Source organism: Naasia sp. SYSU D00057 (genome assembly GCF_017916505.1).
GTDB lineage: Bacteria > Actinomycetota > Actinomycetes > Actinomycetales > Microbacteriaceae > Naasia.
Genome location: NZ_JAFMSZ010000001.1, coordinates 1257678 through 1283793, shown reverse-complemented (window position 1 = coordinate 1283793; position 26116 = coordinate 1257678). Strand labels below are relative to the sequence as shown.

Here is a 26116-nt window from a genome sequence, read left to right as displayed (position 1 = left end):
GCCGGTCACGGAGGCGGGCACGAGGCGGCGCACGGGAGGGGGCGTCGCGCCTCCGGCGGCCGAGCCTCCGCTAGACTCGCCTCCGCGAAGGGGAGTATCCCGGAACGCGGCGTCCGTCAGGACGGGTCCCGATGGAGTGGCCCCGGGTGCCGCGGCGCCGACAGGGCGCGGGAGAGACTTTCGGTTCGTCGCCATGCCCGCGCAACCGAAGGATCACTCCTTGTCCAATCTGGAACTCCCCGTCTGGTTCGAGCTCGGCTCCTATGCCGTACTCCTGCTCATCCTTCTCGGGGACCTGATCCTCGCCTACAAGCGTCCGCACGTGCCGAGCGTCCGGGAGTCGAGCCTCTGGGTCGGCTTCTACGTGCTGCTCGCGCTGATCTTCGCCGGGGCCATGTTCGTGCTCGGCGACGCGGAGCACGGCGGACAGTTCATCGCCGGCTGGCTGACGGAGTACAGCCTGTCGATCGACAACCTGTTCGTCTTCGTCATCATCATGGCCCAGTTCAAGGTGCCCAAGAAGTACCAGCAGGAGATCCTGATGGTGGGCATCATCCTGGCCCTCATCTTCCGCGGCATCTTCATCCTGCTGGGCGCCGCGCTCATCGAGAACTTCAGCTGGATCTTCTACCTGTTCGGCGCGTTCCTCGTCTACACGGCATGGACCCAGGCCTTCGGCAAGGACCACGACGAGGAGAACGAGAGCAAGCTCATCGCGTTCCTCCGGCGGCACATCCGCATCACCGACGAGTTCGACGGCAACAAGATCCGCACCGTCAAGGACGGCCACAAGACGTTCACGCCGATCCTCATCGTGTTCATCGCGATCGGCACGACGGACATCCTCTTCGCGCTCGACTCGATCCCCGCGATCTTCGGCATCACGACGAGCCCGTTCATCGTCTTCACCGCGAACGTGTTCGCGCTGATGGGACTCCGCCAGCTGTACTTCCTGCTCGGCGACCTGGTCGAGCGCCTCGTCTACCTCAAGTACGGCATCGCGTTCATCCTCGCCTTCATCGGCGTGAAGCTGTTCCTGCACGCCCTGCACGAGAACGAGCTGCCCTTCATCAACGGTGGCCAGCACGTCGAGTGGGCGCCGGAGATCGGCACCTGGACCTCGCTCGGCGTCATCATCGCCGCGATGTCCGTCGCGACCATCGCGAGCGTCGTGAAGATGAAGCGGGACCCCGCGCTGCCCGACCCGGCCGAGGCCGTGCCCACTGTCGCGCGCGACGAGGACAACCCCACGCGCTGACCGCCGCGCTGCACGGCATCCCGCCGAGCGCACCCTCCTCCCGCCGAGCGCACCCCGGAACACCGAGCGCACCCCGTGCACAGGGTGCGCTCGGTGCGCGAGGGCGCGTTCGGTGGACCGCCCGCGCGCTCGGCGCGCTCGGCGCTAGCGCCCTACGGGCTCCCGCGGGACGGGTGCTACCCTGTTCCGGTGCTTCCCTCCTGGCTCCTTCTTAGCCGCCGCGACGAGGCCTGACCCCAGCCTCCCTCGTCGCGGAGTCCCGCTCTGGGCTGACACGACAGACGTAGGAGACGCACGACAATGACGAACGAGACCATGGCGCTGCGCGGTCGCACCCTGGCCGAGAAGGTCTGGGACGACCACCTGGTGGCGAAGGGCGAGGACGGCGCACCCGACCTCCTCTACATCGACCTGCACCTGGTGCACGAGGTGACGAGCCCGCAGGCCTTCGACGGGCTGCGGATGGCGGGACGCCCGGTGCGCCGGCCGGACCTCACCATCGCCACCGAGGACCACAACACCCCGACCATCAACATCGGGCAGCCGATCGCCGACCTGACGAGCCGCACGCAGATCGAGACGCTGCGCCGCAACGCCGAGGAGTTCGGTATCCGCCTGCACTCGCTCGGCGACCTCGAGCAGGGCATCGTGCACGTCGTCGGCCCGCAGCTGGGCCTGACGATGCCGGGCATCACCGTGGTCTGCGGCGACTCGCACACCTCGACGCACGGCGCGTTCGGCGCCATGGCGTTCGGCATCGGCACGAGCGAGGTCGAGCACGTGCTTGCCACGCAGACGCTGCCGCTGAAGCCGTTCAAGACGATGGCGATCACCGTCGAGGGCGAGCTGCGCCCCGGCGTGACCGCCAAGGACATCATCCTCGCCGTCATCGCGAAGATCGGCACCGGCGGCGGCCAGGGCTACGTGCTCGAGTACCGCGGCAGCGCCATCCGCTCCCTCTCGATGGAGGGCCGGATGACGATCTGCAACATGTCGATCGAGGCGGGCGCCCGCGCAGGGATGGTCGCGCCCGACGACACGACGTTCGCCTACCTCAAGGGCCGTCCGCACGCCCCGCAGGGCGAGGACTGGGACGCCGCCGTCGAGTACTGGCGCACCCTGGCCACGGACGACGACGCCGTGTTCGACGCAGAGGTGTTCCTCGACGCGAACGAGCTCGAGCCCTTCGTCACGTGGGGCACGAACCCCGGCCAGGGCGTCTCGCTGTCCGAGACGGTCCCGGACCCGGCCGGCATCGCCGACCCGAACGAGAAGGCCGCCGCCGAGCGCGCCCTCGAGTACATGGACCTGGCCGCCGGCACCCCGATGAAGGACATCCGCGTCGATGCGGTCTTCATGGGCTCCTGCACCAACAGCCGCATCGAGGACCTCCGCGCGTTCGCGTCCGTCATCCGCGGCCGGACGAAGGCGCCCGACGTGCGGGTCATGGTCGTCCCCGGCTCGGCGCGCGTGCGCATCGAGGCGGAGGCCGAGGGCCTCGACAAGGTGTTCGAGGAGTTCGGGGCGGAGTGGCGGTTCGCCGGCTGCTCGATGTGCCTCGGCATGAACCCCGACCAGCTCGCGCCGGGGGAGCGCTGCGCCTCCACCAGCAACCGGAACTTCGAGGGCCGGCAGGGCAAGGGCGGTCGCACGCACCTCGTGTCGCCGCTCGTCGCCGCGGCCACCGCGGTCCGCGGCACGCTGTCGAGCCCCTGGGACCTGCAGCAGGACGACGTGCTGTCCGCGTCGGCCGCCGAGGGGGTGTCGGTCTGATGGAGAAGTTCACCACCCACACCGGGATCGCCGCGCCGCTCAAGCGCTCGAACGTCGACACCGACCAGATCATCCCCGCGAACTTCCTGAAGCGCGTGACGAAGACCGGCTTCGACGACGCGCTCTTCTACTCCTGGCGGCAGGACCCCGAGTTCGTGCTCAACCGCCCCGAGTACCAGGGCGCCTCGGTGCTCGTCGCGGGGCAGGACTTCGGCACGGGATCGAGCCGCGAGCACGCCGTGTGGGCGCTTCGCGACTTCGGCTTCCGCGTCGTCCTGAGCCCCCGTTTCGCCGACATCTTCCGGGGCAACTCCGGCAAGCAGGGCCTCGTGACCGGGGTCGTGAGCGAGGACGATCTGGCGAAACTCTGGTCGGCAATGGACGCCGCTCCGGGAATAGCGGCTACCGTCGATCTGGTTGCCAAGAGGGTCTCCATCGGAGAGCTCGCGGTGCCGTTCGACATCGACGACTACACCAGATGGAGGCTGCTCGAGGGTCTGGACGACATCGCCCTTACCCTGCGCGACGAAGCGCGCATCGCCGAATTCGAGGACCGCCGCGAGAGCTGGCGGCCCACGACCCTCCCCGTCCGCTCCTGAGCGGCGCGGGGGTCCGGACAAGTAAGGATCCCGTGAACAGTCTCGTCACAGACGCCCAGAAGGCCGGTGAGCGCGTCGGCCTCACCTTCGACCGCATCACCATCGACGGCGGCGTGCCGCTGCGCGGCCGCATCGAGGTGCGGGGCGCGAAGAACCTCGTCACGAAGGCGATGGTGGCCTCCCTCCTGGGCGAGAGCTCGAGCCTGTTGCGCGGGGTGCCGGACATCAGCGACGTCCGCGTCGTCCGCGGTCTGCTCGAGGTGCACGGCGTCAAGGTGTCCGAGGGCACCGAGCCGGGCGACCTGATCCTCGACCCGTCGAACGTCGTGACCGCGCACATGGCGGACATCGACGCGCACGCCGGTTCGAGCCGGATCCCGATCCTGTTCTGCGGCCCGCTGCTGCACCAGCTCGGCGAGGCGTTCATCCCCGACCTCGGCGGCTGCCGCATCGGCGACCGGCCGATCGACTTCCACCTCGACGCGCTCCGCAGGTTCGGCGCCGTCGTCGACAAGCTGCCGAGCGGCATCCGGATCACCGCCCCCAACGGCCTGCACGGCGCGCACATCGAGCTGCCGTACCCGAGCGTCGGCGCCACCGAGCAGGTGCTGCTCACCGCGACCCGCGCCGAGGGCGTCACCGAGCTGCGCAACGCGGCCATCGAGCCCGAGATCATGGACCTCATCGCGATCCTGCAGAAGATGGGCGCGATCATCTCCGTCGAGCCGAACCGCGTGATCTTCATCGAGGGCGTCGACAAGCTCGAGGGCTACACGCACCGCGCGATCTTCGACCGCAACGAGGCCGCCAGCTGGGCCTCCGCCGCGCTCGCCACCGGCGGCGACGTCTTCGTCGGCGGGGCGAAGCAGGAGCACATGATGACGTTCCTCAACGTCTTCCGGAAGGTCGGCGGCAAGTTCGACATCTACGAGGACGGCATCCGGTTCTACCACCCGGGCTGCGCCCTCAAGCCGGTCGTGATCGAGACCGACGTGCACCCCGGCTTCATGACCGACTGGCAGCAGCCGCTCGTGATCGCCCTCACGCAGGCCGAGGGCCAGTCCATCGTGCACGAGACGGTCTACGAGAACCGGTTCGGCTTCACGGACGCGCTCATCGAGATGGGCGCCGATATCACGGTCCACAAGCACGGCCTCGAGGGCGGCGACCGGCGCGTGCCGCGCCGCGACCTCGAGCAGGCCGCCGTCGTGGTCGGCCCGACGCCGCTGCACGGCGCCGACGTGGTGGTCCCCGACCTGCGCGGCGGGTTCTCCCACCTGATCGCGGCGCTGACCGCCGAGGGCCGCTCCACCGTGAGCAACGTCGGCATCATCAGCCGCGGCTACGAGAACCTCGCCGCGAAGCTGGAGGCCCTGGGCGCCCGCTTCGTCCTCGAGGGATGACGGGCGGCACCACCCCCTCCCTCTCCTCCTCCCGTCCGGCGGCGCGCCTCGTCGCGCCGGCGATCTTCGTCGCGGTGCTGCTGCTCGCGTCGATCAACCTGCGCGCGCCGTTCATCGCGGTGGCGCCGCTGGCGGGGGAGATCCGGGCCGACCTCGGCATCAGCGCCGCCGAGGTCGGGCTGCTCACGAGCCTTCCCGTGCTGTGCTTCGGGCTCGCGGCGCCGCTCGCTCTCCTGATCGCGCGCCGGACCGGACCCGAGCTCGCCCTCGTGACCTGCCTCGGCGGCATCGTCGCGGGCGCGCTCGTGCGGTCGGCGGGGCCGTTCTGGCTGGCCCTCGCGGGCACCGTAGTCATCGGCATCGCCATCACGGTGGGCAACATCGTCGTCCCGGTGATCATCCGCCGCGACGTGCGCCCCGCGCGGGTGGGGGCCGTGACGGGCGCCTACGTCGCGATCCTCAACATCGGCGCGATGCTCGCCTCGGTGGCCACCGCTCCGCTGTCCTCCTGGCTCGGCTGGCGCGGAGCGCTCCTGGCGTGGGCCGTGCTCGCGGTGGTCGGCGCGCTCGCCTGGATGCTCTTCCTGCGTCGCCGCGGAACGGACCACGACCGGCACGAGCACGCCGCCACGGCCGCGCCCGTCGTCTGGCGCCGTCCGCTCGCGTGGCTGCTCGCGCTCGCCTTCGCCGGCCAGTCCACCTCCTACTACGGCCTCACCGCGTGGCTGCCGTCCCTGCTCGCCGACGAGCGCGGGCTCGGGCCGGAGGCGGCCGGCGCGGCCGCGTCGCTGTTCCAGATCTGCGCGGTGATCGGCGCCGTCGGCGTCCCGATGCTCGCGGGCCGGCTGCCGGTGTGGGCGCCGATCCTCGTGCTCGGAGCGCTGTGGGTCACCATGCCGGTCGGCCTCCTGCTCGCGCCCGAGCACTACCTCCTGTTCGCGGCGATCGGCGGCGTCGCCCAGGGCGGCGGCTTCGCCTCGCTGCTGACGGTGATCGCGGCCGCCGCGGGCAGCCAGCGCCAGGCGGCCGCGCTGTCCGCGTTCGTGCAGGGCGTCGGCTATACCGTGGCCGCGCTCGCCCCACCCGCGCTCGGGCTCGCGCACGACCTCACCTCCGCGTGGACCGTTCCGCTGTTCATCATGGTGGGCACCGCGGCGGCGTTCGGCGTGTTCGGGATGATCGCGGCTCTGCGCGGCGCCGCCGCGCGCGCGAGGTAGCAGCGCATGCGGCGGGATAATGGATCGGTGCGACGCAAGCCGGAGAAGACGACGCCGTCGGCGTTCTGGCCCGTGGCGGCGCTCGTCGTCCCGCCCCTCCGCCTGATCACGCGCATCCGCGTGATCGACGGCGACAAGGTGCCGGCGTCGGGGGCGTTCGTCCTGGCCCCCAACCACTACAGCGAGATCGACCCCGTGGTCATGGGCTACACGCTCTGGCGGGTCGGCCGCGCCCCGCGCTTCCTCGCGAAGGCGTCGCTGTTCAAGGTGCCCGTCGTCGGCGCCGTGCTGCGCGGCACCGGGCAGGTCCCCGTCGAGCGCGGCGGCCGGGCGAGCACCACCCTCGAGGCGGCGCAGGAGCTCGTGGCGAAGGGACGGCCGGTCATCGTCTACCCGGAGGGCTCGCTCACCCGCGACCCCGGCATGTGGCCGATGCGGGGCAAGACCGGCGCCGTCCGGCTCGCGCTCGAGCACGGCATCCCGGTGATCCCCGCCGCGCACTGGGGCACCCAGCACCTCATGGCGCGGTACGGCAAGAAGATCAGCGTGTTCCCGCCCGCCAAGATCACCGTCAAGTTCGGCGACCCCGTCGACCTCTCGGCGTACCGTGACCGGACGCTCGACGCGGCCGCGCTCAGCGAGGCCACCGAACTCGTGATGGACGCCGTCACCGACCTGCTCGAGGACCTCCGCGGCGAGTCCGCGCCGGCCGAGCGCTGGGATCCGAAGAAGCAGGGCCAGTCCGAGACGGGCCGCTTTGAGTGAGCCGGTGCCGGTGTCCGGGCCGCGCGTCGCGGTGCTCGGAGCCGGGAGCTGGGGCACGACCTTCGCCAAGGTCCTCGCCGACGGCGGCGCGAGCGTCACCATCTGGGCCCGCCGTCCGGAGCTCGCCGCCGAGATCTCGGTCGGCAAGCGCAACAGCGACTACCTGCCGGGCATCAACCTGCCCCGCAGCCTGCACGCCGACTCGCGGCTGCCCGCCGTGCTCGAAGGCGCCGAGCAGGTCTTCATATCGGTGCCCAGCCAGACCCTGCGGTCGAACCTCCGCGACGTCGCGAAGGACCTCGACCCGCACGCGATCGTCGTCAGCCTGATGAAGGGCGTCGAGCTCGGCACCGGCCGCCGGATGAGTCAGGTGCTCGGCGAGGAGCTCGGGCTCGGCGGCAGCCGCATCGCTGTCGCGTCCGGCCCGAACCTCGCCCTCGAGATCGCGAAGGAGATGCCGACCGCCGCCGTCGTCGCCTCCGACGACCTGCTCACCGCCCAGACGATCGCCGCGACGGCCACGAACCGGTACTTCCGGTCCTTCGTCAACACGGACGTGATCGGCACCGAGTTCGGCGGAGTGCTGAAGAACCTCATCGCGCTCGCGATCGGCATCGTCGACGGCGTCGGCTACGGCGAGAACACGAAGGCGTCGATCCTCACCCGCGGCCTCGCCGAGATGTCGGCCTTCGCCGCCGCCTACGGTGCGCAGCCGGAGACCATGTCCGGCCTCGCCGGCCTCGGCGACCTCATCGCGACGAGTGAGTCGCCGCTGTCGCGCAACAACCGCGCGGGGCGCCTGCTCGGGCAGGGCTACAGCTTCTCCGACGTCGTCGCCGCGATGGAGCAGACGGCGGAGGGGCTCGCCTCCGTGCGCCCCGTGCTCGAGCTCGCCCGCGCCCGCGGGGTGCTGATGCCCATCGTGGAGCAGGTCGGCCAGGTGCTCGCCGGCACCCTCGCGCCGCGGGACCTCGCCCCCCACCTGACCACCGACGACCTACCCCAGGGAGAGTGAGTCCGATTCCGACGCCCCGCCTTCGCATCGCGCTGCTGTTCGGCGGCCGCTCCAGCGAGCACTCCATCAGCTGCGCGACCGCCGGCGGCGTCCTCGGCGCCATCGATCGGGAGCGCTACGAGGTGATCCCGGTGGGGATCACCCGGGACGGCGCCTTCGTGCTCGAGAGCGACGACCCCGGCCGGTTCGCGCTCGACGCCGGCGCGCTGCCGACGGTCGAGGACAACGGGACCCGCGTCCGCTGGCCGGACAGCGCCGCGAGCCGCGAGCTGACGGTGGTCGAGGACGGCGCGGAGCGCTCGCTCGGCGAGCTCGACCTCGTGTTCCCGATTCTGCACGGACCGTGGGGCGAGGACGGCACCGTGCAGGGCATGCTCGAGCTCGTCGGCCTGCCCTACGTCGGCAACGGCGTGCTCGCGTCCGCCCTCGGCATGGACAAGCACTTCACGAAGACGGTGCTCGAAGCCGCGGGCATCCCGGTCGCGCCGTGGGTGACGCTCACGCAGCGGGAGTGGGACGCGGACCGGGAGCTGTGGTCCCGCCGCATCGGCGCGCTCGGCTACCCCCAGTTCGTCAAGCCGGCCCGCGCCGGGTCGTCCGTCGGCGTCAGCCGCGTCACCGAGGAGGCGGGCCTTGACGCCGCGCTCGCGACCGCGTTCGCCGAGGACGGCAAGGTGCTCGTCGAGCGCGGCATCGTCGGCCGCGAGGTGGAGTGCGCCGTTCTCGGCGGCCGCGACGGCGCGCCGGCCCGCGCGTCGGTGGCCGGCGAGATCGTCGTCACCGGCCGCGACTTCTACGACTTCGAGGCGAAGTATCTCGACGCCCCCGGCGTCGAGCTCGTCTGCCCGGCGGACCTGCGCGACGGGGAGCTCGCCGAGATGCAGCGCATCGCGGTCCGCGCCTTCGAGGCGATCGGCGGCGCCGGTCTCGCCCGGGTCGACTTCTTCCTCACCGCCGACGGCTTCGTCGTCAACGAGGTGAACACGATGCCGGGCTTCACGCCCATCTCGATGTTCCCGAAGTGCTGGCTCGCCTCCGGCCTCAGCTATCCGGCGCTGATCGACGAGCTCATCGCGCTCGCCCTGCAGACGGCGAGATGACCGAGCAGGCGGTCGCCCACGAGGGGGAGCCGCACGCGAACGGAGCGGGCGCCCGCCTCAACCGGCTCCGGGCCGGCGTGCTCGGCGCGAACGACGGCATCGTCTCGACCGCCGCGCTCGTGGTGGGGGTCGCGGGTGCGACCGCCGCTCCCGGGCCGATCCTCACCGCGGGCGTCGCGGGACTCCTCGCGGGCGCCGTGTCGATGGCGCTCGGCGAGTACGTGTCGGTGAGCAGCCAGCGCGACGCGGAGCGGGCGATGCTCGAGAAGGAGCGCCGCGAGCTGGCCGAGGACCCGGAGGCTGAGCTCGAGGAGCTGACCCGCATCTACGAGGGCAAGGGGCTCAGCCGGGAGACCGCGGAGCGGGTCGCGGGCGAGCTCACGGCGCACGACGCCTTCGCGGCGCACGCGGACGCCGAGCTGCACCTCGTGCCCGACGAGCTGACCTCGCCCTGGGGCGCGGCGATCGCGTCGTTCGTGTCGTTCGCCCTCGGCGCGCTGCTGCCGCTCGCGGCGATCCTGCTCCCGCCTGCGGAGGTCCGGATCCCGGTCACCTTCGTCGTGGTGCTCGCGGCGCTCGCGATCACCGGCACGGTCGGCGCGCGCCTCGGCGAGGCCCGCAAGCTGAGGGCCGCCATCCGCGTGGTGGTCGGCGGCGCGATCGCGATGGCGGTCACCTACGGCATCGGCGCCCTCCTCGGCGTCGCGGTCTAGCCGACGTCCTCGGCGCCGACCTGCCATCTGCGCGGATCAGGATTCTTCACGCGGTTCAGGATCGCCGGGCCGTTTCGACGGCGGATCAGGAACGACACGCCGGTAGGCGGGCGGTTCTCCTGTTCCGCGCAGACGGCACCCGAGCTTCGGTCTAGCCGACGTCCTCCGCGCCGACGCAGCCGCCCTGCGCGGGCAGCGCCCCGACGGCATCCGTCAGCTCGGTCAGGGCGGTGGACGCCGACACGGCGGTGGAGTCGATGGTCACCTCGGTCGCCGGGGTGCGCCCGTAGCTCGTGTACGTGTAGATCGGCTCCTCGCTCGCGTCCTCCACCCAGTCGACGTCGTCGATGCTGATGCACCGGTCGGTCGTCGGACCGGGCACCGCGACGCCGCAGTGCAGCACGATGCTCGCGGGGGAGCCCCAGGCGGCCGTCGACTGGGCGTCGGTGTCCCGCCGCTCGGCGCCCGCGACCGTGTCGGGCAGTGCCACGACGATCGCGGCGCAGTCGGCGTTCTCGGCGTCCGGCGCGGGGTCGAGGGAGACGGTCGGCGCGCATCCTGTCAGCCCCGCGCCCGCGACCGCGAGAACCGCAACCGGAATGCCATACCGCAACGCTCTCCGGTTGCGGGTTGCGCCGGACGTTGCGGAAACCGGGAGGGGCACCCTCCGAGGCTACCGATCTCCGTCCGGGATACCGTGGGGGAGTGAGCGGGACCCCGGACGCGACCCTCGGCTCCGCCGGGGAGGCGGCCGCGCTGCGGCGCATCGTCCCGCGCCTGCCGCCCGCGGCGGCCGCGCTGCTCGGCCCCGGCGACGACTCCGCGATCGTCGCCTCCCCGGATGGGCGCACCGTCATCTCCACCGATCTGCTCGTGCACGGCCCCGACTTCCGGCTCGCCTGGTCGAGTCCCTACGACCTCGGCTGGAAGGCGGCGGCGACGAACCTCGCTGACGCCGCCGCGATGGGCGCCGTGCCGACCGCGCTGGTCGTCGCCCTCGCGGCGCCGCCCGGCACGCCCCTGAAGGACCTCGAGGCGCTCGCGGACGGCCTCCGCGACGGCTGCGCCGCCCTCTCACCCGGCACCGGCGTCGTCGGCGGCGACCTCTCCGCGTCGCCGACCCTCACCGTCGCGGTGACCGTCCTCGGCGATCTCGAGGGCCGCCCTCCCGTGCTCCGCTCCGGCGGCCGCCCGAGGGACGTGCTCGCGCTCGCCGGAACGCTGGGCCGGGCCGGCGCGGGGCTCGCCCTGCTCTTCGGCCGCGGCGTCGACGAGCGAGGGGAGCCGGACCCGGACCTCGTGCCCGCCCTCCGGGCCGAGCACGGCCCGCTGCTCGACGCACAGCTCGCGCCGCGTCCGCCGATCGCCGCGGGTGTCGCCGCCGCCCGTGCCGGGGCGACCGCGATGCTCGACGTGTCCGACGGCCTGCTGCTGGACGCGGGCCGCATCGCGGCCGCGAGCGGCGTCGCGATCGACCTGTCCGGGACCGCCCTCGGCGTCGAGGCCGCGGCCCTGTCCGCGGAGGCGCCGGAGCTCGCCGACCGCGCGCTCGCCCTCGTGCTGAGCGGCGGTGAGGACCACGGCCTGCTCGCCGCGTTCCCCTCCGGTGATCTGCCGCCCGGCTTCCGCGCCCTCGGCCGGCTCACCGAGGGCTCCGGGGTGACCGTCGACGGCCAGGACCCCGCGACCGTGACCGCGGGCTGGGATCCCTTCGGCGGCTGGGACGGCCGCATCGGCTGAACGCCCCCTGTGGTTGTCAGTCCCGGGCGGCGAGGTGCACGGCGGTCTCCCCGTAGTTGCGCCGGCGGAACGACGCGATGCCCGCCGGCCACGCCGGCTCCGGGGAGCGCGAGCTGCGCTCCACCACCACCACGGCGTCCTCCGCCAGCAGCGGCAGCAGCGCGGCCAGATTCTCGGCCAGGTCGGCGTCGCCGAGGTCGTACGGCGGGTCGAGGAACGCGAGGTCGTACGCGCCGCCCTCGGCGGCGAGGAAGGTGCTGACGCTCTGCCGGACGACGCGGATCGCGCCCGGCGACGATCCCACGGCGGCGGCGACCAGCTGTGCGTTCGCGCGGCACACCGCATAGGAGTCGGGGGAGCGGTCGACCAGCACGGCCGAGGCGGCACCGCGGCTCATGGCCTCGAGCGCGAGCGCGCCCGACCCCGCGTAGAGGTCGAGCACCCGCGCATCCACGAGGGCGCCCTCCGCCTCGAGGGAGGAGAAGATGCCCTCCCGCACCCGATCGCTGGTCGGCCGGGTGCCGGCGCGGGGCACCCGCAGCCGGAGCGATCCGGCGCTGCCCGCAATGATCCGTGCCATCCGTTCGAGGCTACTTCCCAGGTCTCCTCTCTTGCGTCCGCAGGCCCGGATCGGGGTCCCGAAGGCCACCTTCGAGTTCTTGTCGAATGTCGCCGATTCGTTCCGGCGGAGCAGTTTCCGACGCGATCAGGGCGGTCGTTGCCGGGGGCGTCCGGAGGCCCGACCCGCCCGAACAGACCGTTCTAGTTCCGGGGCTTCGGCGCCCCGAAATACCCTGGCCCGCATGGTGGATACCCTGGTGGGCACGGTGGCGATGGGGCCGGTCGTGCCGATACTTCGAGTCTTCAACGGCGAGCTCGCCGACGCGTTCTACGTGGGCTTCCTCGGCTTCCGAGCCGACTGGGAGCACCGCTTCGCGGGGCACCTGCCGCAGTACCGGTCGGTGTCACGCGACGGCACGACACTGCACCTCTCGGAGCACTTCGACGACGGCACACCCGGCACCGTCGTGCAGATCCACGTCCAGGGGATCCGCGACTTCGCCCTCGAGCTCGAGCGCAAGGACTACGCGCACTGCGCCGTCGAGATCGAGCACAAGCCGTGGGGCACCGCGCTCGACCTCACCGACCCGTTCGGGAACCAGCTGCGGTTCCTCCAGATCCACTGATCGCCCGCCCCGGCAGCGTCGGCGGTCGAGGGTAGCCTCGTCGGGTGACCAGTCCGCTCGACCGCAAGCTCGGCGACGTCCTGGGCGGCCGCACCGCGGCCGCGTTCGGCAAGGCGTTCGGGGTCACCACGGTCGGCGACCTGCTCAGCCACTATCCGCGGCGCTACGCCAAGCGGGGCGAGCTGACCTCGCTCGCCGAGCTGCCGGTCGACGAGAACGTCACGATCGTCGCCGAGGTGCGGTCCGTCCGCGAGCGCAAGATGCAGGCGCGCCGCGGGTCGATCCTCGAGGTGCAGATCTCGGACGGCCAGGGGCTGCTCACCCTCACCTTCTTCAACCAGGCGTGGCGGGCCCAGCAGCTGCGGCCGGGTGTCCGCGGAATCTTCGCCGGCAAGGTGGGCCGCTACAAGGGTCTCCCGCAGCTCGCGCACCCCGACTACGACCTCTTCCCCGAGGAGGATCAGCCTGCGCTGTCGGGCGCCGCCGCCAAGGCGTGGGCGGACGAGCCCGTCGCCATCTACCCGGCCTCGAGCACGCTGCCGAGCTGGAAGGTCGCGCAGTCGGTCGCGCTCGTCCTCGACTCGCTCGACCCTGTCGACGACCCGGTCCCGCCGGACATCCGCGAGCGGTTCGGCGTCATCCACTTCGGGGCGGCGCTCGAGCTGATCCACCGGCCCAAGCGCGACGCCGACTGGCGCAGCGCGCGCGACGCCCTCCGCCTGCAGGAGGCGTTCGTGCTGCAGGCGGCCCTTCTCGAGCAGCGGATGGCCGCCCGCGCGATCTCGGCGACCGCCCGCCCGCCCGCGCCCGGCGGCTACCTCGAGCGCTTCGACGCGTCCCTGCCGTTCCGGCTGACCGGCGACCAGACGGCGGTCGGTGAGCAGATCGCCACCGACCTCGCCGAGCCCGTGCCGATGAACCGGCTCGTGCAGGGCGAGGTCGGCTCCGGCAAGACCCTCGTCGCCCTGCGGGCGATGCTGCAGGTCGCCGACGCCGGCGGCCAGTCCGCGCTCCTCGCGCCGACCGAGGTGCTCGCCGGCCAGCACCTCCGCTCGATCGTGAAGTCGCTCGGTCCCGACCTCTCCGCCGAGCTCATGCCGACTCTGCTCACGGGCCAGCTGTCGACCGCCGAGCGGAAGCGCGCGCTGCTGCGCACGGTCAGCGGCCAGGCGGGCATCGTGGTCGGCACGCACGCGCTCCTCGGCGACCAGGTCGGCTTCTTCGACCTCGGCCTCGTCGTCGTCGACGAGCAGCACCGGTTCGGCGTCGAGCAGCGTGAGGCGCTGCGGGCGAAGGGCGGAACGCCGCCGCACGTGCTCGTCCTCACCGCCACGCCCATCCCGCGCACGGTCGCGATGACCGTGTTCGGCGATCTCGACGTGTCCGTCATCGCCGAGCTGCCCGCGGGGCGCGCGGGCATCGAGAGCTTCGTCGTGCCGCTCGCCGACCATCCGGGCTGGACGAACCGCATCTGGCAGCGGGCCGCCGAGGAGATCGAGCAGGGCCGTCAGGTCTTCGTCGTCTGCCCCGCCATCGACGCGAAGCACGACGCCGAGGACGACGGCGGCGGGGACGAGCCGGCCGATGAGGCCCCTCCCGGCGCCCCGCGGGCGTCCGTCGAGGCGACCATGGCCCTCCTCGCGACCGTCGAGCCCCTGCGGGGGCGCCGCGTCGCCGCCCTGCACGGCCGGATGTCGGCCGACGAGAAGGACGCGGTGATGCAGGACTTCGCCGCGGGCCGCATCGACGTGCTCGTCTCGACGACGGTGATCGAGGTGGGCGTCGACGTGCCGAACGCGTCGACCATGATCGTGCTCGACGCCGACCGCTTCGGCGTCTCCCAGCTGCACCAGCTGCGCGGCCGCGTCGGCCGGGGCGGACTGCCGGGGCTCTGCCTCTTCGTGACGACCGCCGAGCAGGGCACCGTCGCCCGGGAGCGGGTGGATGCCGTGGCCGGCACCCTCGACGGGTTCGAGCTCGCCCAGATCGACCTCGAGCTGCGCCGCGAGGGCGACGTGCTCGGCGCCACGCAGTCCGGCGGCCGCTCGTCGCTGCGGCTGCTGCGCGTCGTCAGCGACGCCGACCTCATCGCCGACGCCCGTGCCGCGGCGGGGGAGCTGCTCGACGAGGACCCGGTGCTGGCCGGACATCCGGCGCTGCGGGAGGCGATCGTCCGCCGCCTCGACGAGTCCGCGCGCGAGTTCCTCGCCAAGGGCTGAGCATCAGCCCGCCAGCGAGGAACCGAGGGCACAGCCTCGCCAAGGGCTGAGCATCAGCCCGCCGGCGAGGAACCGAGGGCACAGCCTGGCCAAGGGCTGAGCAGTCGCCCTCTCTTCGCTCGCCGCGGGTGAAACGTCATCGGCGCGGGTGGAACAGCGCCCGCGGGGAGGACGTTCCACCCGCGCCGACCAGGGGACGGACGGGTGCCGCAACAAGCCGGAAACATCGCCCCGGTTAGGCTCGACGGCATGCACCGGATCGCCGTGGTTCCCGGGTCCTTCGACCCCGTCACTCTCGGACACGTCGACGTCATCGAGCGGGCCGCGAACCTGTTCGACGAGCTGCACGTGCTGGTCGTGCACAACCCGGCCAAGACGGCTCTGCTGCCGATCAGTCAGCGCGTGAGCCTCCTCGAGCAGAGCATCGCGGACGCCGGTCTGCAGGGCTCCATCAAGGTGGCGTCCTGGAGTGTGGGGCTGCTCGTCGACTACTGCACCGAGGTGGGCGCCTCGGTGCTCGTGAAGGGCATCCGCTCGCAGGTCGACGTCGCCTACGAGACGCCGATGGCGATCGTCAACCGCAACCTCGCGGGCGTCGAGACGATCTTCATGCTCCCGGACCCCGCGCACGCGCACGTGTCGAGCTCGCTGGTCCGGCAGGTGGCCTCGCTCGGCGGCGACGTGTCGCCGTACGTGCCCCGCGCCGTCGCCGACTACCTGCAGCCGGACACCTCCGCGGACCTCCTCGCCTCCCGTCCCCAGTAGGACGGCCGCGTCCCTTCCCGGGGCGGCGGATCGGCGGGCAGTGGAAGGATGAGCGCATGGCATCGCTTCCCGTCGGCTACGCGGCGATGCTCGAGCAGTTCCCGCCCGCCGAGGCGGTCGAGCTCGCGGCGTACGCCGAGAGCCGCGGCTTCCGCGGGGTCAGCGCGTCGGACCACTTCCAGCCCTGGGTGCCCGCGCAGGGGCAGAGCTCGTTCGTCTGGAACGTGCTCACCGCGGTCGCCGAGCGCACGAGCGGCGACATCGGCACGGGAGTGACCGCGCCGACGTACCGCACCCATCCGGCGGTCGTGGCGCAGGCGTCCGCAACGCTCGCCGCCATGTACCCGGGCCGGCACTGGCTCGGCGTCGGGTCGGGCGAGGCGCTCAACGAGCACATCGTCGGGCAGTACTGGCCCGAGGCGCCGGAGCGGATCAACCGCCTGTTCGAGGCGGTCGAGCTCATCACGAAGCTCTTCCAGGGCTCCCGTGCCGGCCGCGACGTCAAGCACTCCGGCACGCACTTCCGCATGGAGTCGACCCGGCTCTGGACGATGCCGGACGCGCCGCCGCCGGTCCTCGTCGCCACCGCCGGCCCCGTCACCGCGCGCCGCGCCGGGCGTTCGGCGGACGGGCTGATCACCGTGGGCGCGCCCGTCGACAAGGTCGCCGGGCTGTTCGCCCGGGTGGACGACGGGGCCCGCGAGGCCGGTCGTCCCGCGCCGACCAAGGTGCTGCGCCTGCACCTGTCCTGGGCTCCCACCGACGAGGAGGCCCTCGCTGCGGCCCTGCGCGAGTGGCCGAACGGCGGGATGCGGTTCCCCCGCAGCGACATCCGCTCGCCCTACGAGTTCGAGCAGCTCGCGAAGCTCGTCCGCCCCGAGGACTTCGACGGCCGCGTCGTCATCTCCTCCGACCCCGACGTGCACCGCGCCGCGATCCAGCGCTACGCCGACCTCGGCGCGGACCGCATCTACCTGCACAACGTCGGCCGCAACCAGCGCGAGTGGATCGACGTGTTCGCCCGCGACGTCCTGCCGAAGCTGGTGCGCTGACGTGGCCGGCTACTCCGTCTGGGCGGTGCCCGGCATCCCCGAGATCGCCGCCGGCGATGATCTCGCCGCGATCCTCCTCGACGCCCTGCCCGACGCCGAGGACGGCGACATCCTCGTGATCAGCAGCAAGATCGTGGCGAAGGCGGAGGGGCGGCTCATCGCCGCGGCCGACCGCGAGCAGGCGATCACCGACGAGACCGTGCGCGTCGTCGCCACCCGCCCGTCGGCGGCGGGCGTCACCCGCATCGTCGAGAACCGGCTCGGCATCGTGCAGGCGGCCGCGGGCGTCGACTCCAGCAACGTGCCCGCGGGGCACGTGCTCCTGCTTCCCGTCGACCCCGACGCGTCCGCCCGCCGCATCGCCGCTGCCTTCCGCGATCGGGGCGCCCGCGTCGGCGTCCTCGTGACGGACACGCTCGGCCGGCCCTGGCGGGTCGGCCAGACCGACGCGGCGATCGGCGCGGCCGGCGTCCGCGTCGTCGACGACCTCCGCGGCACGCGCGACGCCGCAGGCCGCCCGCTCGACGTGACCGTGCCCGCGGTCGCCGACGAGCTCGCGGCGGCCGCCGACCTCGTCAAGGGCAAGGCGGCATCCCTGCCGGTGGCCGTCGTGCGCGGCCTCGACCACCTCGTCGCCGAGCTCGACGCGCCCGGCGCCCGCACTCTCGTCCGCTCCGCCGAGCAGGACATGTTCCGGCTCGGCAGCGACGAGGCGTACGACGAGGGCTACCGGGACGGCTACGACGCCGGCTTCCGCGAGGCCCTCGACGGCGACGGCGACGAGTCCTGACCCGACCCTCCGAAAGGATCCCCATGCTCCCCCTCAAGCTCGGCTACAAGGCCTCCGCTGAGCAGTTCGGCCCCCGCGACCTCGTCGAATTCGCGGTCGCCGCCGAGCAGCACGGCTTCGAGAGCGCGACCGTCAGCGACCACTTCCAGCCCTGGCGGCACACGGGCGGGCACGCCCCCTTCGCGCTGGCGTGGCTCACCGCGGTGGGCGAGCGCACGTCCACCATCCAGCTCGGCACCTCGGTGCTCACGCCGACGTTCCGGTACAACCCGGCCGTCATCGCGCAGGCCTTCGCGACCCTCGGGATGCTCTACCCGGGCCGCGTGATGCTCGGCGTCGGCACCGGCGAGGCGCTCAACGAGATCGCGACCGGCTTCCGCGGCGCCGGGGAGCAGGACTGGCCGGAGTTCAAGGAGCGCTTCGCCCGCCTGCGCGAGTCGGTCCGGCTCATCCGCGAGCTGTGGGCCGGCGAGCGCGTCAACTTCGCGGGCGAGTACTACAGCACCCACGACGCGAGCATCTACGACCGCCCCGAGGGCGGCGTCCCCGTCTACATCGCCGCCGGCGGGCCCGTCGTCGCGAAGTACGCGGGGCGCAGCGGCGACGGCTTCATCTGCACCTCCGGCAAGGGTGCCGAGCTGTACACCGAGAAGCTGCTGCCCGCCGTCGCCGAGGGCGCCGCGGCGGCCGGCCGCGATCCCGAGCAGATCGACCGGATGATCGAGATCAAGCTCAGCTACGACACCGACGCGGACGCCGCGCTCCAGAACACCCGCTTCTGGTCCCCGCTGTCACTGTCCGCCGAGCAGAAGTCGTCCATCCACGACCCGGTCGAGATGGAGCGGGCCGCCGATGCCCTGCCCATCGAGCAGATCGCGTCGCGCTGGATCGTCGGCTCCGATCCCGACGAGGTGGCGGACAAGATCGGCCAGTACATCCGCTGGGGGTTCAACCACCTCGTCTTCCACGGCCCCGGCGACGACCAGCGCCGCTTCCTGGAGCTCTTCGAGCGCGACCTCGCGCCGCGCCTCCGCGCGATGGCCTGACCCGCGCCGGGCGCGGGTGTGCGGCGCCTGGACGGACGCCGCAGTTCCCTGGTCAAGGGAAGTAGCGGGCCAACTCTCGACCGAGCTCCGCATTCAGGCGATCGAGTGAACGCGCGGACATGAGGATCGCCTTGCGCTGCGAGCCGGTGAGGGGACCGCCCTGATACGTCTGCTGAAGATCCGCAAGGTTGCCGTGGACTTGGCGGGCAAGTCGCTGATACCGACGTTTACGCAGGGCCCTCGACCGCATCTCGATTCGGCGGGTGATCGTTATTGCATTCGATATGCGGTTACGGGACAACGAGCGACCGATCCTCGCCTGACCCGCGAGCTCCCAGAGTTCGTCGAAGACGTCGTGAATCAGGTCGTAATAGATGATGCTGCGGGCCTCTGCTCTCTCGGCCCTGTTAGCCAAGTAGATGCTCGTGACGAAGGCGAGGAGCGCGCCGACCAGGACGCCGATCAGTCCCGCGATTGCGGAACTGAGCCACGACGCCTCCGCCGCCTGGCCACCGGCGGCAATAGTCGGAAGCTCCACGCCGAGCTGATGCATGTGCGGACGGTACTGCAGCCGGAGCCTTCCCTCAACGATTGCAGATCCGCCGGACGCGGGTGTGCGGCGCCTGGACGGACGCCGCAAGCCCGCGCCGCGGGAGCCTCGCGTCCGTACGCTGGACGAGGAGGTGCGATGATCCCCACGCTCGCCACACCCGACAGCTCCGTCCCGTTCGTCGCCGACGGCTACCGCTACATCAGCAGCACGTGCGACCGCATCGGCTCGGACGCGTTCCGCACCCGCCTCATGGGGCGGCCGGTCGTCTGCATCCGCGGCGCCGAGGCCGCCCGCCTGTTCTACGAGGGCGGCCGGTTCGACCGGGCCGGCGCGATGCCGCCGTCCGTCCTCCACCTGCTGCAGGACGTCGGCAGCGTCCAGACCCTCGAGGACGACTCGCACCGGCACCGCAAGGGCGGCTTCCTCGCGCTGCTCACGGCCGGCGGCGACGAGCGGATGGCGGACCTGTTCGCCGTCGAGCTGGAGGCCGCGATCGCGCGGTGGCGGGGCGGGGACCCGGTCGTCCTGCACGACGAGCTCGGCCCGATCCTCGCGCGCACCGCGTTCCGCTGGGCGGGCATCCCCGACATCCCCGAGAAGGAGTTCCACGCGCGGACCGGTGAACTCGCCGCCATGGTGGAGCGCGCGGGCACCTTCGGGCCCCTCAACTGGGCGGCCCGGCTGGGCCGGCACCGCACCGAGCGGTGGGCGACCCGCCTGATCGTCGCCGTGCGCGACGGCCGCGTCGTGCCGCCCGCGGGATCTCCTCTCGAGGCGCTCGCCCGCTGGACGGGGGACGACGGCCTGCCGCTGCCCGAGGACGTCGCCGCGATCGAGCTGCTCAACCTGCTCCGGCCGACGGTCGCCGTGGTGCGCCTCGTGGAGTTCGCGGCCCTCGCCCTGTCCGAGCGCCCCGTGCATCGGGACACCGTCGCGGAGGACCCGGCTGCGGCCGCCCGCTTCGCCCACGAGGTGCGCCGGCGCACCCCCTTCTTCCCGATCATCGCCGGCCGGGTGCGCCGCCCGTTCTCCTGGCGGGAGGCCGACTTCGCGGAGGGCGACTGGGTGATGCTCGACCTCTACGGCACGAACCACGATGCGAGGCTCTGGCCGGATCCCGACCGGTTCGACCCGGACCGGTTCCTCACCGCCGACCCGCGCCACATCGTGGCCCAAGGAGGCGGCGACTACCTCGAGGATCACCGCTGCCCGGGGGAGTCGGCGACGAACGCGATCATCGCCGCGGGCGTCCGCGTGCTCGCGCGGGCGTCCTGGCAGGCGGAGCCGGGGCAGGACCTCCGGGTGACGTGGAGCGAGATGCCCGCCAAGATCCGCAGCGGGCTGCGCCTCCGGTTCGCCTAGTCGCCCGGCAGGTCGAGCGCGAGCACCGGCCGGCCGGTGCCCGGATGCTCGAGCAGCACCGCGTCGACGCCGTAGACCGCGCGGAGCAGGGCCGGGGTGAGCGTCTCCCGGGTCGGGCCGGCCGCGACGACGCGGCCCGCCGCGAGCACGACGACCGCGTCCGCGTAGGCGATCGCGAGCCCCAGGTCGTGCAGGGCCGCGACGATCGTCGTGCCGGCGGCGGCGAGGCGGCGCAGGAGGCCCAGGGTGGTCAACTGCGCCGCGATGTCGAGATGATTGGTCGGCTCGTCGAGGAGCAGCAGCGGAGTGCGTTGAGCGAGGGCCTTCGCGAGCAGGACGCGCTGCCGTTCGCCGCCGGAGAGGGTCGTCACGCGGCGATCGGCGAACGCGGTCATTCCGACCGCCTGGAGGCTCGCGCCGACGATGCCGGACCGCTCGGCGGCATCGCCTCCCCACAATCCCTCGTGCGGCAGGCGGCCGAGGGCGACCGTGTCGGCGACCGTGAGGTCGAGCTCCGTGGTCGCGTCCTGCTCGACGAGCGCGGCGAGGCGCGCCCGCTCGCGGCGGCGGAGCGCGAACGCGTCGTCGGCGCCGTAGCGGACGGTGCCGTCGTCGGGCCGGTCGACGGCGGCGAGCGTGCGCAGCAGGGTCGACTTGCCCGCGCCGTTCGGCCCGATCACAGCCGTGACGGTGCCGGGAGCTGCCGTGACGTCGACGCCGTCCACGACGAGGCGGCCGCCCGCGCTCGCGCGGACGCGGTCGGCGCGGAGGGCGGTCACGACCGGCTCCGGCGGCGGACGAGCAGCAGGGCGAAGACCGGGGCCCCGAGGATGGCGGTGACCACGCCGACCGGCAGCTCGCGGGGATCGAACAGGGTCCGCGCTGCCGTGTCCGCCCAGACGAGGAAGACGGCGCCGGCGAGGGCCGAGAGCGGCAGCAGCCGGCGGTGCCCGGGGCCGGTGAGCAGCCGGATCGCGTGCGGCAGCACGAGCCCGACGAAGCCGATCGAGCCGCTCACGGAGACGAGCGCGCCGGTGAGCAGCGCGGTCGCGCCGAGGAGCGTCCAGCGGACCGCCTCGACGGGCACGCCGAGGGCGGCGGCCGACGTGTCGCCGAAGGCGAAGGCGTCGAGCAGGCGCGCGACGAGCACGAGCGGGATGCCGACGACGAGCACCGCACCCGCCGCGATCGCGACCGCCGGCCACCGGGCGCCCGCGAGGGAGCCGAGCAGCCAGCCGAGGATCTCGCGGTAGGAGTCGCCGGTCGCGGTCCAGAAGATGACGAGACTCGTCACCGCGCCTGCGAGCGACGACACGGCGACTCCGGCGAGCACCGTGCGGGCCGGGGTCAGGGCGCCGGCCGCGCGGGCGAGGGCGAGCGTGGCGAGGAGCGCCGCCATCGCGCCCGCGAAGGCCGCGACCGGGAGGAGCACGCCGAGGCCGAGCAGGACGACCGCGACCGCGCCGAGGGACGCGCCGGAGGACAGCCCGAGGAGGTACGGGTCGGCGAGCGCGTTGCGGGTGAGCGCCTGCATGACGGCGCCGCTCAGTGCGAGGCCCGCGCCGACCGCAGCGGCCGTGAGCACGCGGGGGAGGCGCAGCTCCCAGACGATGCCGTCGCGGAGCGCGCTGAGCGGCGACACCCCGAGGCCGAGGTGGGAGGCGATCGACCGCCACACGTCGCCGACGCGGATGTCGGCCGGGCCGAGCGTCACCGCGACCGCGACCGAGACGACGAGGAGCGCGGCGAGCAGCGTCCCCGCTCCGACCGCCGTGAGGTGGGACGCGCGCAACGAATCAAGGAGGAACGCGCCCCGCGCCACCGGAACGGTGCGATCGGGGGCGGTCACGGCGGAGAACCTCATAATTTGTCACTCGAGGGGCGGCGGAGGGATTCGGATGTCGAGGGGCGGCGGACGGCGGTCCGGGAGTTCCGTCAGGGCAGGTCGAGCTCGGCGAGCTGAGCGGCGAGGTCCGCGGCCGCGTCCGCGCTGCGGACGCCCGCCTCGCTCGCCGCGAACGGCACGACGAGGTAGCGCTCGTTCTGCACCGCGGTCAGCCCGCTGAGGGCGGGGTCGGCGGCGAGCAGGTCCCTCTTCTTCTGCGCCGAGTTCCACGAGGCGTCGACGAGGACGATGACGTCCGGGTCGGCCGCCACGACCGACTCCCAGCCGATCGAGGTCCACGTGTCCTCGACGTCACCCGCGATGTTGTCGAGGCCGATCGTGTCGAGGAGGAGCTGCGGATTGCCGATGCCGGCGCCCACGTAGGGGGTCTCGGTGCCCGAGGAGTACCAGAGCGCGGTGAGGCCGCGGTCGTCGGGCTCGATCGCCGCCACCTCGGCCTCCTGCTCGTCGACCAGCTCGGCGGCCGCATCCGGGACGCGGAAGATGTCGCCCACCTCGGTGATCTCGGCGAACACGTCGTCCCAGGTCAGCTTCTCGGGCTGGTAGCCGGGCTCCTTGCAGGCGGCCGGGGACACGTAGGAGGCGACTCCGAGGCTCGCGAGCTCGTCCCGCTCGCCTGCGGCGTCGGCCGCGAACGCCGACTCCCACCCGGCGTACACGAGGTCCGGCTCGAGGCCGAGCACCGCCTCCTCGGAGGGCAACTTGTCGGCGATCGACGTCAGGCCGGCGCCGTCGTCCGCGAGGTCGTCGGGCAGGGGGCCGTCCTGGAAGGCGGTGCCGACGATCCGGTCGCCGACGCCGAGCGCGAGCAGCATCTCGGTCGAGGTGGACTTGATCGTGACGACCCGCTCGGGGGCCGCCTCGAAGGCGACCTCGGTGCCGCAGTTGTCGACGGTCACGGTCTCCGCCGCCGCGGAGGCGGACGGGGTCGGCGAGCCGGCGGCGGGCCCGGAGGCGCAGCCGGCGAGCAGCGCCGCGGACGCGACGGGCAGGGCGAGCAGGACGGAACGGCGGAAGGGCACGGGGAACTCCTGGAAGGCGCGGTCGAGGCGCGGCGGTGCGCCGCGGGAGACCAGCCGGCTCACAGCCCGAACCGACGCACCGGACCAGAGCAGGCCCGGGGGTCCCTTCCAGCCTACTCCGGGCCCCGCTGCCGCTCGGAGGGAAGCCGCCCGGCGCCGGTCGCATCACGATTCGGTGGGCAATGCTGGCGGCGCCGCGCCCCGAGGTTTTACGCTCCCGTCACGCGGTGAAACAACCGGGAAATCTCGGCACCGCAATGTAGCAATCGGCCCGCTTCGCACGCCGATTCGGGTCAGCGTCGACCGAGAGGAACTCATGACCGTCGTCCGAGCCGCGATCACCCAAACCACCTGGACCGGCGACAAGGAGTCGATGATCGCGAAGCACGAGGACTTCGCGCGGCGGGCGGCGGAGCAGGGCGCGCAGATCATCTGCTTCCAGGAGCTCTTCTACGGGCCGTACTTCGGCATCACCGAGGACGCCAAGTACTACGACTACGCCGAGCCGGCGGACGGGCCGACCGTGCAGCGCTTCGCGAGGCTCGCGAAGGAGCTGAACCTGGTGATGATCCTCCCCATCTACGAGGAGGACCAGCCCGGGATCTACTACAACACCGCCGTGGTCGTCGACAGCGACGGGACGATCCTCGGCAAGTACCGCAAGCACCACATCCCGAACCTCGAAAAGTTCTGGGAGAAGTTCTACTTCCGTCCCGGCAACCTCGGCTATCCGGTGTTCAAGACCGCCGTCGGGCCGATCGGCGTGTACATCTGCTACGACCGGCACTTCCCGGAGGGCTGGCGGGAGCTCGGGCTGAACGGCGCGCAGATCGTGTTCAACCCGAACGCGACCAAGCCGGGCCTGTCCAACCGGCTGTGGGAGATCGAGCAGCCCGCGGCGGCAGCGGCGAACGGCTACTTCGTCGCGGCTCCGAACCGGGTCGGGCGCGAGGACAACGAGTACGGCGAGGCCGCGGTCACCTTCTACGGCTCCAGCCAGTTCGTCGACCCGCGCGGCAACCACATCGGCGAGCTGGGCAGCAGCGAGCACGAGGAGATCGTCATCCGCGACCTCGACCTCGACATGATCCGCGAGGTCCGCAATCAGTGGCAGTTCTACCGGGACCGCCGCCCCGACTCCTACGCCGCCATCACCGCCCCCTGAGCCGACGGGAAAACAGAACATGGCAACGACACTCATCACCGGCGGCACCGTGGTCACCTCGACGGGGCGCACGCAGGCGGACGTCCTGATCGACGGCGAGACCATCGCGGCGGTGCTCGCGCCGGGCAGCGTTCTGCTCGGCACGGACCTCGCGTCCACCGTCGACACCGTGATCGACGCGACCGGGAAGTACGTCATCCCCGGCGGCATCGACGCGCACACCCACATGGAGCTCCCGTTCGGCGGCACCGCCGCCTCCGACACCTTCGAATCGGGCACGCGGGCGGCCGCGTGGGGCGGCACGACGACGATCATCGACTTCGCCGTGCAGCGCACGGGGGAGCGGGTGCAGGACGGGCTCGCCGCGTGGCACGAGAAGGCCGCGGGCAACTGCGCGATCGACTACGGCTTCCACCAGATCATCGGCGGCGTCGACGCCGACGCGCTCACCGCCATGGACGGCCTCATCGACGAGGGGGTCACGAGCTTCAAGCTGTTCATGGCCTACCCCGGCGTCTTCTACAGCGACGACGCGCAGATCCTCCGGGCGATGCAGAAGTCGGCCGAGACGGGCCTGCTCACGATGATGCACGCGGAGAACGGCCCGGCCATCGACGTGCTGGCCGAGCAGCTCGTCGCCCAGGGCAAGACGGATCCTTACTACCACGGCATCGCGCGCGCCTGGCAGATGGAGGAGGAGGCGACCCACCGCGCGATCATGCTCGCGAACGTGACCGGTGCGCCGCTCTACGTGGTGCACGTCTCGGCGAAGCAGGCGGTGGAGCAGCTCGCCTGGGCGCGCGACCGCGGGCAGAACGTGTACGGGGAGACCTGTCCGCAGTACCTCTACCTCTCCCTCGAGGAGCAGCTGGGCGCCCGCGGTGACGAGTGGGGCGCCTTCGAGGGGGCCAAGTGGGTCTGCTCGACTCCGCTGCGCAGCCGCGCCGAGGGCCACCAGGACGCGATGTGGCAGGCCCTCCGCACCAACGACCTGCAGATGGTGTCGACCGACCACTGCCCCTTCTGCATGAAGGGGCAGAAGGAGCTGGGCGTCGGCGACTTCCGCAAGATCCCGAACGGCATCGGCTCGATCGAGCACCGGATGGATCTCATGTACCAGGGCGTCGTGACGGGGGAGCTGACCCTCGAGCGCTGGGTCGAGCTCACCTCCACCACCCCGGCCCGCATGTTCGGGCTCTACGGCAGGAAGGGCGTGATCGCCCCCGGCGCCGACGGCGACATCGTGATCTACGACCCGAACGGGCACACGTCCATCGGCGTCGACAAGACCCACCACATGAACATGGACTACAGCGCGTGGGAGGGCTACGAGATCGACGGCCACGTCGACACGGTGATCTCCCGCGGCAAGGTCGTGGTGGACGGTGACCAGTACCTCGGCGCCAAGGGCGACGGCCGCTACGTCAAGCGCGGCCTCTCGCAGTACCTCATCTGATGGGGGCCTG

25 protein-coding genes are annotated in these 26116 nt (G+C 72.4%); 19 read left to right on the top strand and 6 right to left on the bottom strand.

Features of this window, described 5'->3' with window-relative positions:
- Positions 1-229: 229 nt before the first annotated feature.
- From J3P36_RS06120 to J3P36_RS06080, 9 genes are all read left to right on the top strand, one after another.
- Positions 230-1258, top strand: a complete 1029-nt coding sequence (locus tag J3P36_RS06120; RefSeq protein WP_374100711.1) for a TerC family protein — start codon at positions 230-232, stop codon at positions 1256-1258.
- A 300-nt stretch (positions 1259-1558) separates the two neighbouring features.
- Positions 1559-3031, top strand: a complete 1473-nt coding sequence (gene leuC / locus J3P36_RS06115) for a 3-isopropylmalate dehydratase large subunit (RefSeq protein ID WP_246854150.1) — start codon at positions 1559-1561, stop codon at positions 3029-3031.
- Entirely contained in the window at positions 3031-3630 is a 600-nt protein-coding gene (gene leuD / locus J3P36_RS06110) for a 3-isopropylmalate dehydratase small subunit (RefSeq protein ID WP_210506315.1), read from the top strand. Before leuC ends, leuD begins: the two co-directional genes overlap by 1 nt.
- A gap of 32 nt (positions 3631-3662) precedes the next feature.
- Positions 3663-5033 (top strand): UDP-N-acetylglucosamine 1-carboxyvinyltransferase, encoded by a 1371-nt coding sequence (gene murA / locus J3P36_RS06105; protein WP_210506314.1) that lies wholly within the window; start codon positions 3663-3665, stop codon positions 5031-5033.
- Positions 5030-6250, top strand: coding sequence for an MFS transporter (locus tag J3P36_RS06100; RefSeq protein WP_210506313.1), 1221 nt, complete (start codon positions 5030-5032; stop codon positions 6248-6250). The genes murA and J3P36_RS06100 overlap by 4 nt, the downstream gene beginning before the upstream one ends.
- 27 nt (positions 6251-6277) lie before the next feature.
- Positions 6278-7015, top strand: coding sequence for a lysophospholipid acyltransferase family protein (locus J3P36_RS06095; RefSeq protein WP_307806965.1), 738 nt, complete (start codon positions 6278-6280; stop codon positions 7013-7015).
- Positions 7016-7019: 4 nt separating this feature from the next.
- A complete protein-coding gene (locus J3P36_RS06090; protein ID WP_307806964.1) occupies positions 7020-8030 on the top strand; it encodes an NAD(P)H-dependent glycerol-3-phosphate dehydrogenase in 1011 nt (336 codons plus the stop codon).
- Positions 8027-9130, top strand: a complete 1104-nt coding sequence (locus J3P36_RS06085; RefSeq protein WP_210506311.1) for a D-alanine--D-alanine ligase family protein — start codon at positions 8027-8029, stop codon at positions 9128-9130. The genes J3P36_RS06090 and J3P36_RS06085 overlap by 4 nt, the downstream gene beginning before the upstream one ends.
- Positions 9127-9843 (top strand): VIT family protein, encoded by a 717-nt coding sequence (locus tag J3P36_RS06080; RefSeq protein WP_210506310.1) that lies wholly within the window; start codon positions 9127-9129, stop codon positions 9841-9843. Before J3P36_RS06085 ends, J3P36_RS06080 begins: the two co-directional genes overlap by 4 nt.
- A 151-nt stretch (positions 9844-9994) precedes the next feature.
- Here the strand turns inward: J3P36_RS06080 and J3P36_RS06075 are convergent, their stop codons facing one another.
- Positions 9995-10456 carry a DUF3515 domain-containing protein gene (locus tag J3P36_RS06075; RefSeq protein WP_210506309.1) on the bottom strand — a complete coding sequence of 154 codons (462 nt, stop codon included), beginning with the start codon at positions 10454-10456 and terminating at the stop codon, positions 9995-9997.
- A 92-nt stretch (positions 10457-10548) separates the two neighbouring features.
- Between J3P36_RS06075 and J3P36_RS06070 the strand changes: the two genes are divergently transcribed.
- Complete coding sequence (locus J3P36_RS06070) at positions 10549-11583, top strand: thiamine-phosphate kinase (protein ID WP_210506308.1); 1035 nt, start codon at positions 10549-10551, stop codon at positions 11581-11583.
- 16 nt (positions 11584-11599) lie between these two features.
- Here J3P36_RS06070 and rsmD read toward each other — a convergent pair whose 3' ends face one another.
- Positions 11600-12163 carry a 16S rRNA (guanine(966)-N(2))-methyltransferase RsmD gene (gene rsmD, locus J3P36_RS06065; protein ID WP_210506307.1) on the bottom strand — a complete coding sequence of 188 codons (564 nt, stop codon included), beginning with the start codon at positions 12161-12163 and terminating at the stop codon, positions 11600-11602.
- Between the two features lie 223 nt (positions 12164-12386).
- Here rsmD and J3P36_RS06060 point away from each other — a divergent pair, with 223 nt between their 5' ends.
- The 6 genes from J3P36_RS06060 to fgd all read left to right on the top strand — a co-directional run bounded on the left by J3P36_RS06060 (position 12387) and on the right by fgd (position 18642).
- Positions 12387-12770, top strand: coding sequence for a glyoxalase superfamily protein (locus J3P36_RS06060; protein WP_210506306.1), 384 nt, complete (start codon positions 12387-12389; stop codon positions 12768-12770).
- A 44-nt stretch (positions 12771-12814) separates the two neighbouring features.
- On the top strand, positions 12815-14989 hold the full coding sequence (locus tag J3P36_RS06055; RefSeq protein WP_210506305.1) for an ATP-dependent DNA helicase RecG: 2175 nt from the start codon (positions 12815-12817) through the stop codon (positions 14987-14989).
- A gap of 249 nt (positions 14990-15238) precedes the next feature.
- On the top strand, positions 15239-15754 hold the full coding sequence (gene coaD / locus J3P36_RS06050; RefSeq protein ID WP_210506304.1) for a pantetheine-phosphate adenylyltransferase: 516 nt from the start codon (positions 15239-15241) through the stop codon (positions 15752-15754).
- 56 nt (positions 15755-15810) lie between these two features.
- A complete protein-coding gene (locus J3P36_RS06045) occupies positions 15811-16806 on the top strand; it encodes a TIGR03557 family F420-dependent LLM class oxidoreductase (RefSeq protein ID WP_210506303.1) in 996 nt (331 codons plus the stop codon).
- Between the two features lies 1 nt (position 16807).
- Positions 16808-17596 carry a coenzyme F420-0:L-glutamate ligase gene (locus J3P36_RS06040; protein WP_210506302.1) on the top strand — a complete coding sequence of 263 codons (789 nt, stop codon included), beginning with the start codon at positions 16808-16810 and terminating at the stop codon, positions 17594-17596.
- Between the two features lie 23 nt (positions 17597-17619).
- Entirely contained in the window at positions 17620-18642 is a 1023-nt protein-coding gene (gene fgd, locus J3P36_RS06035; protein ID WP_210506301.1) for a glucose-6-phosphate dehydrogenase (coenzyme-F420), read from the top strand.
- 52 nt (positions 18643-18694) lie between these two features.
- Here fgd and J3P36_RS06030 read toward each other — a convergent pair whose 3' ends face one another.
- On the bottom strand, positions 18695-19195 hold the full coding sequence (locus J3P36_RS06030; RefSeq protein WP_210506300.1) for a hypothetical protein: 501 nt from the start codon (positions 19193-19195) through the stop codon (positions 18695-18697).
- Between the two features lie 135 nt (positions 19196-19330).
- Between J3P36_RS06030 and J3P36_RS06025 the strand changes: the two genes are divergently transcribed.
- A complete protein-coding gene (locus tag J3P36_RS06025; protein ID WP_210506299.1) occupies positions 19331-20557 on the top strand; it encodes a cytochrome P450 in 1227 nt (408 codons plus the stop codon).
- Here the strand turns inward: J3P36_RS06025 and J3P36_RS06020 are convergent.
- The 3 genes from J3P36_RS06020 to J3P36_RS06010 form a co-directional block, all read right to left on the bottom strand.
- Positions 20554-21336, bottom strand: a complete 783-nt coding sequence (locus J3P36_RS06020) for an ABC transporter ATP-binding protein (protein ID WP_210506298.1) — start codon at positions 21334-21336, stop codon at positions 20554-20556. The genes J3P36_RS06025 and J3P36_RS06020 overlap by 4 nt on opposite strands.
- On the bottom strand, positions 21333-22406 hold the full coding sequence (locus J3P36_RS06015; RefSeq protein ID WP_374100707.1) for a putative F420-0 ABC transporter permease subunit: 1074 nt from the start codon (positions 22404-22406) through the stop codon (positions 21333-21335). The genes J3P36_RS06020 and J3P36_RS06015 overlap by 4 nt, the downstream gene beginning before the upstream one ends.
- Positions 22407-22492: 86 nt before the next feature.
- A complete protein-coding gene (locus J3P36_RS06010) occupies positions 22493-23548 on the bottom strand; it encodes a putative F420-0 ABC transporter substrate-binding protein (RefSeq protein WP_374100706.1) in 1056 nt (351 codons plus the stop codon).
- Positions 23549-23801: 253 nt separating this feature from the next.
- Between J3P36_RS06010 and J3P36_RS06005 the strand changes: the two genes are divergently transcribed.
- Both J3P36_RS06005 and hydA read left to right on the top strand, forming a co-directional pair.
- On the top strand, positions 23802-24650 hold the full coding sequence (locus tag J3P36_RS06005) for a nitrilase-related carbon-nitrogen hydrolase (protein ID WP_210506296.1): 849 nt from the start codon (positions 23802-23804) through the stop codon (positions 24648-24650).
- A gap of 19 nt (positions 24651-24669) precedes the next feature.
- Positions 24670-26106 (top strand): dihydropyrimidinase, encoded by a 1437-nt coding sequence (hydA, locus tag J3P36_RS06000; protein WP_210506295.1) that lies wholly within the window; start codon positions 24670-24672, stop codon positions 26104-26106.
- The last annotated feature ends 10 nt before the right edge of the window (positions 26107-26116 follow it).

Bases quoted from the DNA above. Each gene is read 5' to 3' on its own strand.
- J3P36_RS06045 (WP_210506303.1), top strand. From the start codon at position 15,811: ATGGCATCGCTTCCCGTCGGCTACGCGGCGATGCTCGAGCAGTTCCCG.
- leuD (WP_210506315.1), top strand. From the start codon at position 3,031: ATGGAGAAGTTCACCACCCACACCGGGATCGCCGCGCCGCTCAAGCGC.
- rsmD (WP_210506307.1), bottom strand. From the start codon at position 12,163: ATGGCACGGATCATTGCGGGCAGCGCCGGATCGCTCCGGCTGCGGGTG.
- fgd (WP_210506301.1), top strand. From the start codon at position 17,620: ATGCTCCCCCTCAAGCTCGGCTACAAGGCCTCCGCTGAGCAGTTCGGC.
- coaD (WP_210506304.1), top strand. From the start codon at position 15,239: ATGCACCGGATCGCCGTGGTTCCCGGGTCCTTCGACCCCGTCACTCTC.
- J3P36_RS06080 (WP_210506310.1), top strand. From the start codon at position 9,127: ATGACCGAGCAGGCGGTCGCCCACGAGGGGGAGCCGCACGCGAACGGA.
- J3P36_RS06030 (WP_210506300.1), bottom strand. From the start codon at position 19,195: ATGCATCAGCTCGGCGTGGAGCTTCCGACTATTGCCGCCGGTGGCCAG.
- leuC (WP_246854150.1), top strand. From the start codon at position 1,559: ATGACGAACGAGACCATGGCGCTGCGCGGTCGCACCCTGGCCGAGAAG.
- J3P36_RS06005 (WP_210506296.1), top strand. From the start codon at position 23,802: ATGACCGTCGTCCGAGCCGCGATCACCCAAACCACCTGGACCGGCGAC.
- hydA (WP_210506295.1), top strand. From the start codon at position 24,670: ATGGCAACGACACTCATCACCGGCGGCACCGTGGTCACCTCGACGGGG.
- J3P36_RS06100 (WP_210506313.1), top strand. From the start codon at position 5,030: ATGACGGGCGGCACCACCCCCTCCCTCTCCTCCTCCCGTCCGGCGGCG.
- J3P36_RS06025 (WP_210506299.1), top strand. From the start codon at position 19,331: ATGATCCCCACGCTCGCCACACCCGACAGCTCCGTCCCGTTCGTCGCC.
- J3P36_RS06060 (WP_210506306.1), top strand. From the start codon at position 12,387: ATGGTGGATACCCTGGTGGGCACGGTGGCGATGGGGCCGGTCGTGCCG.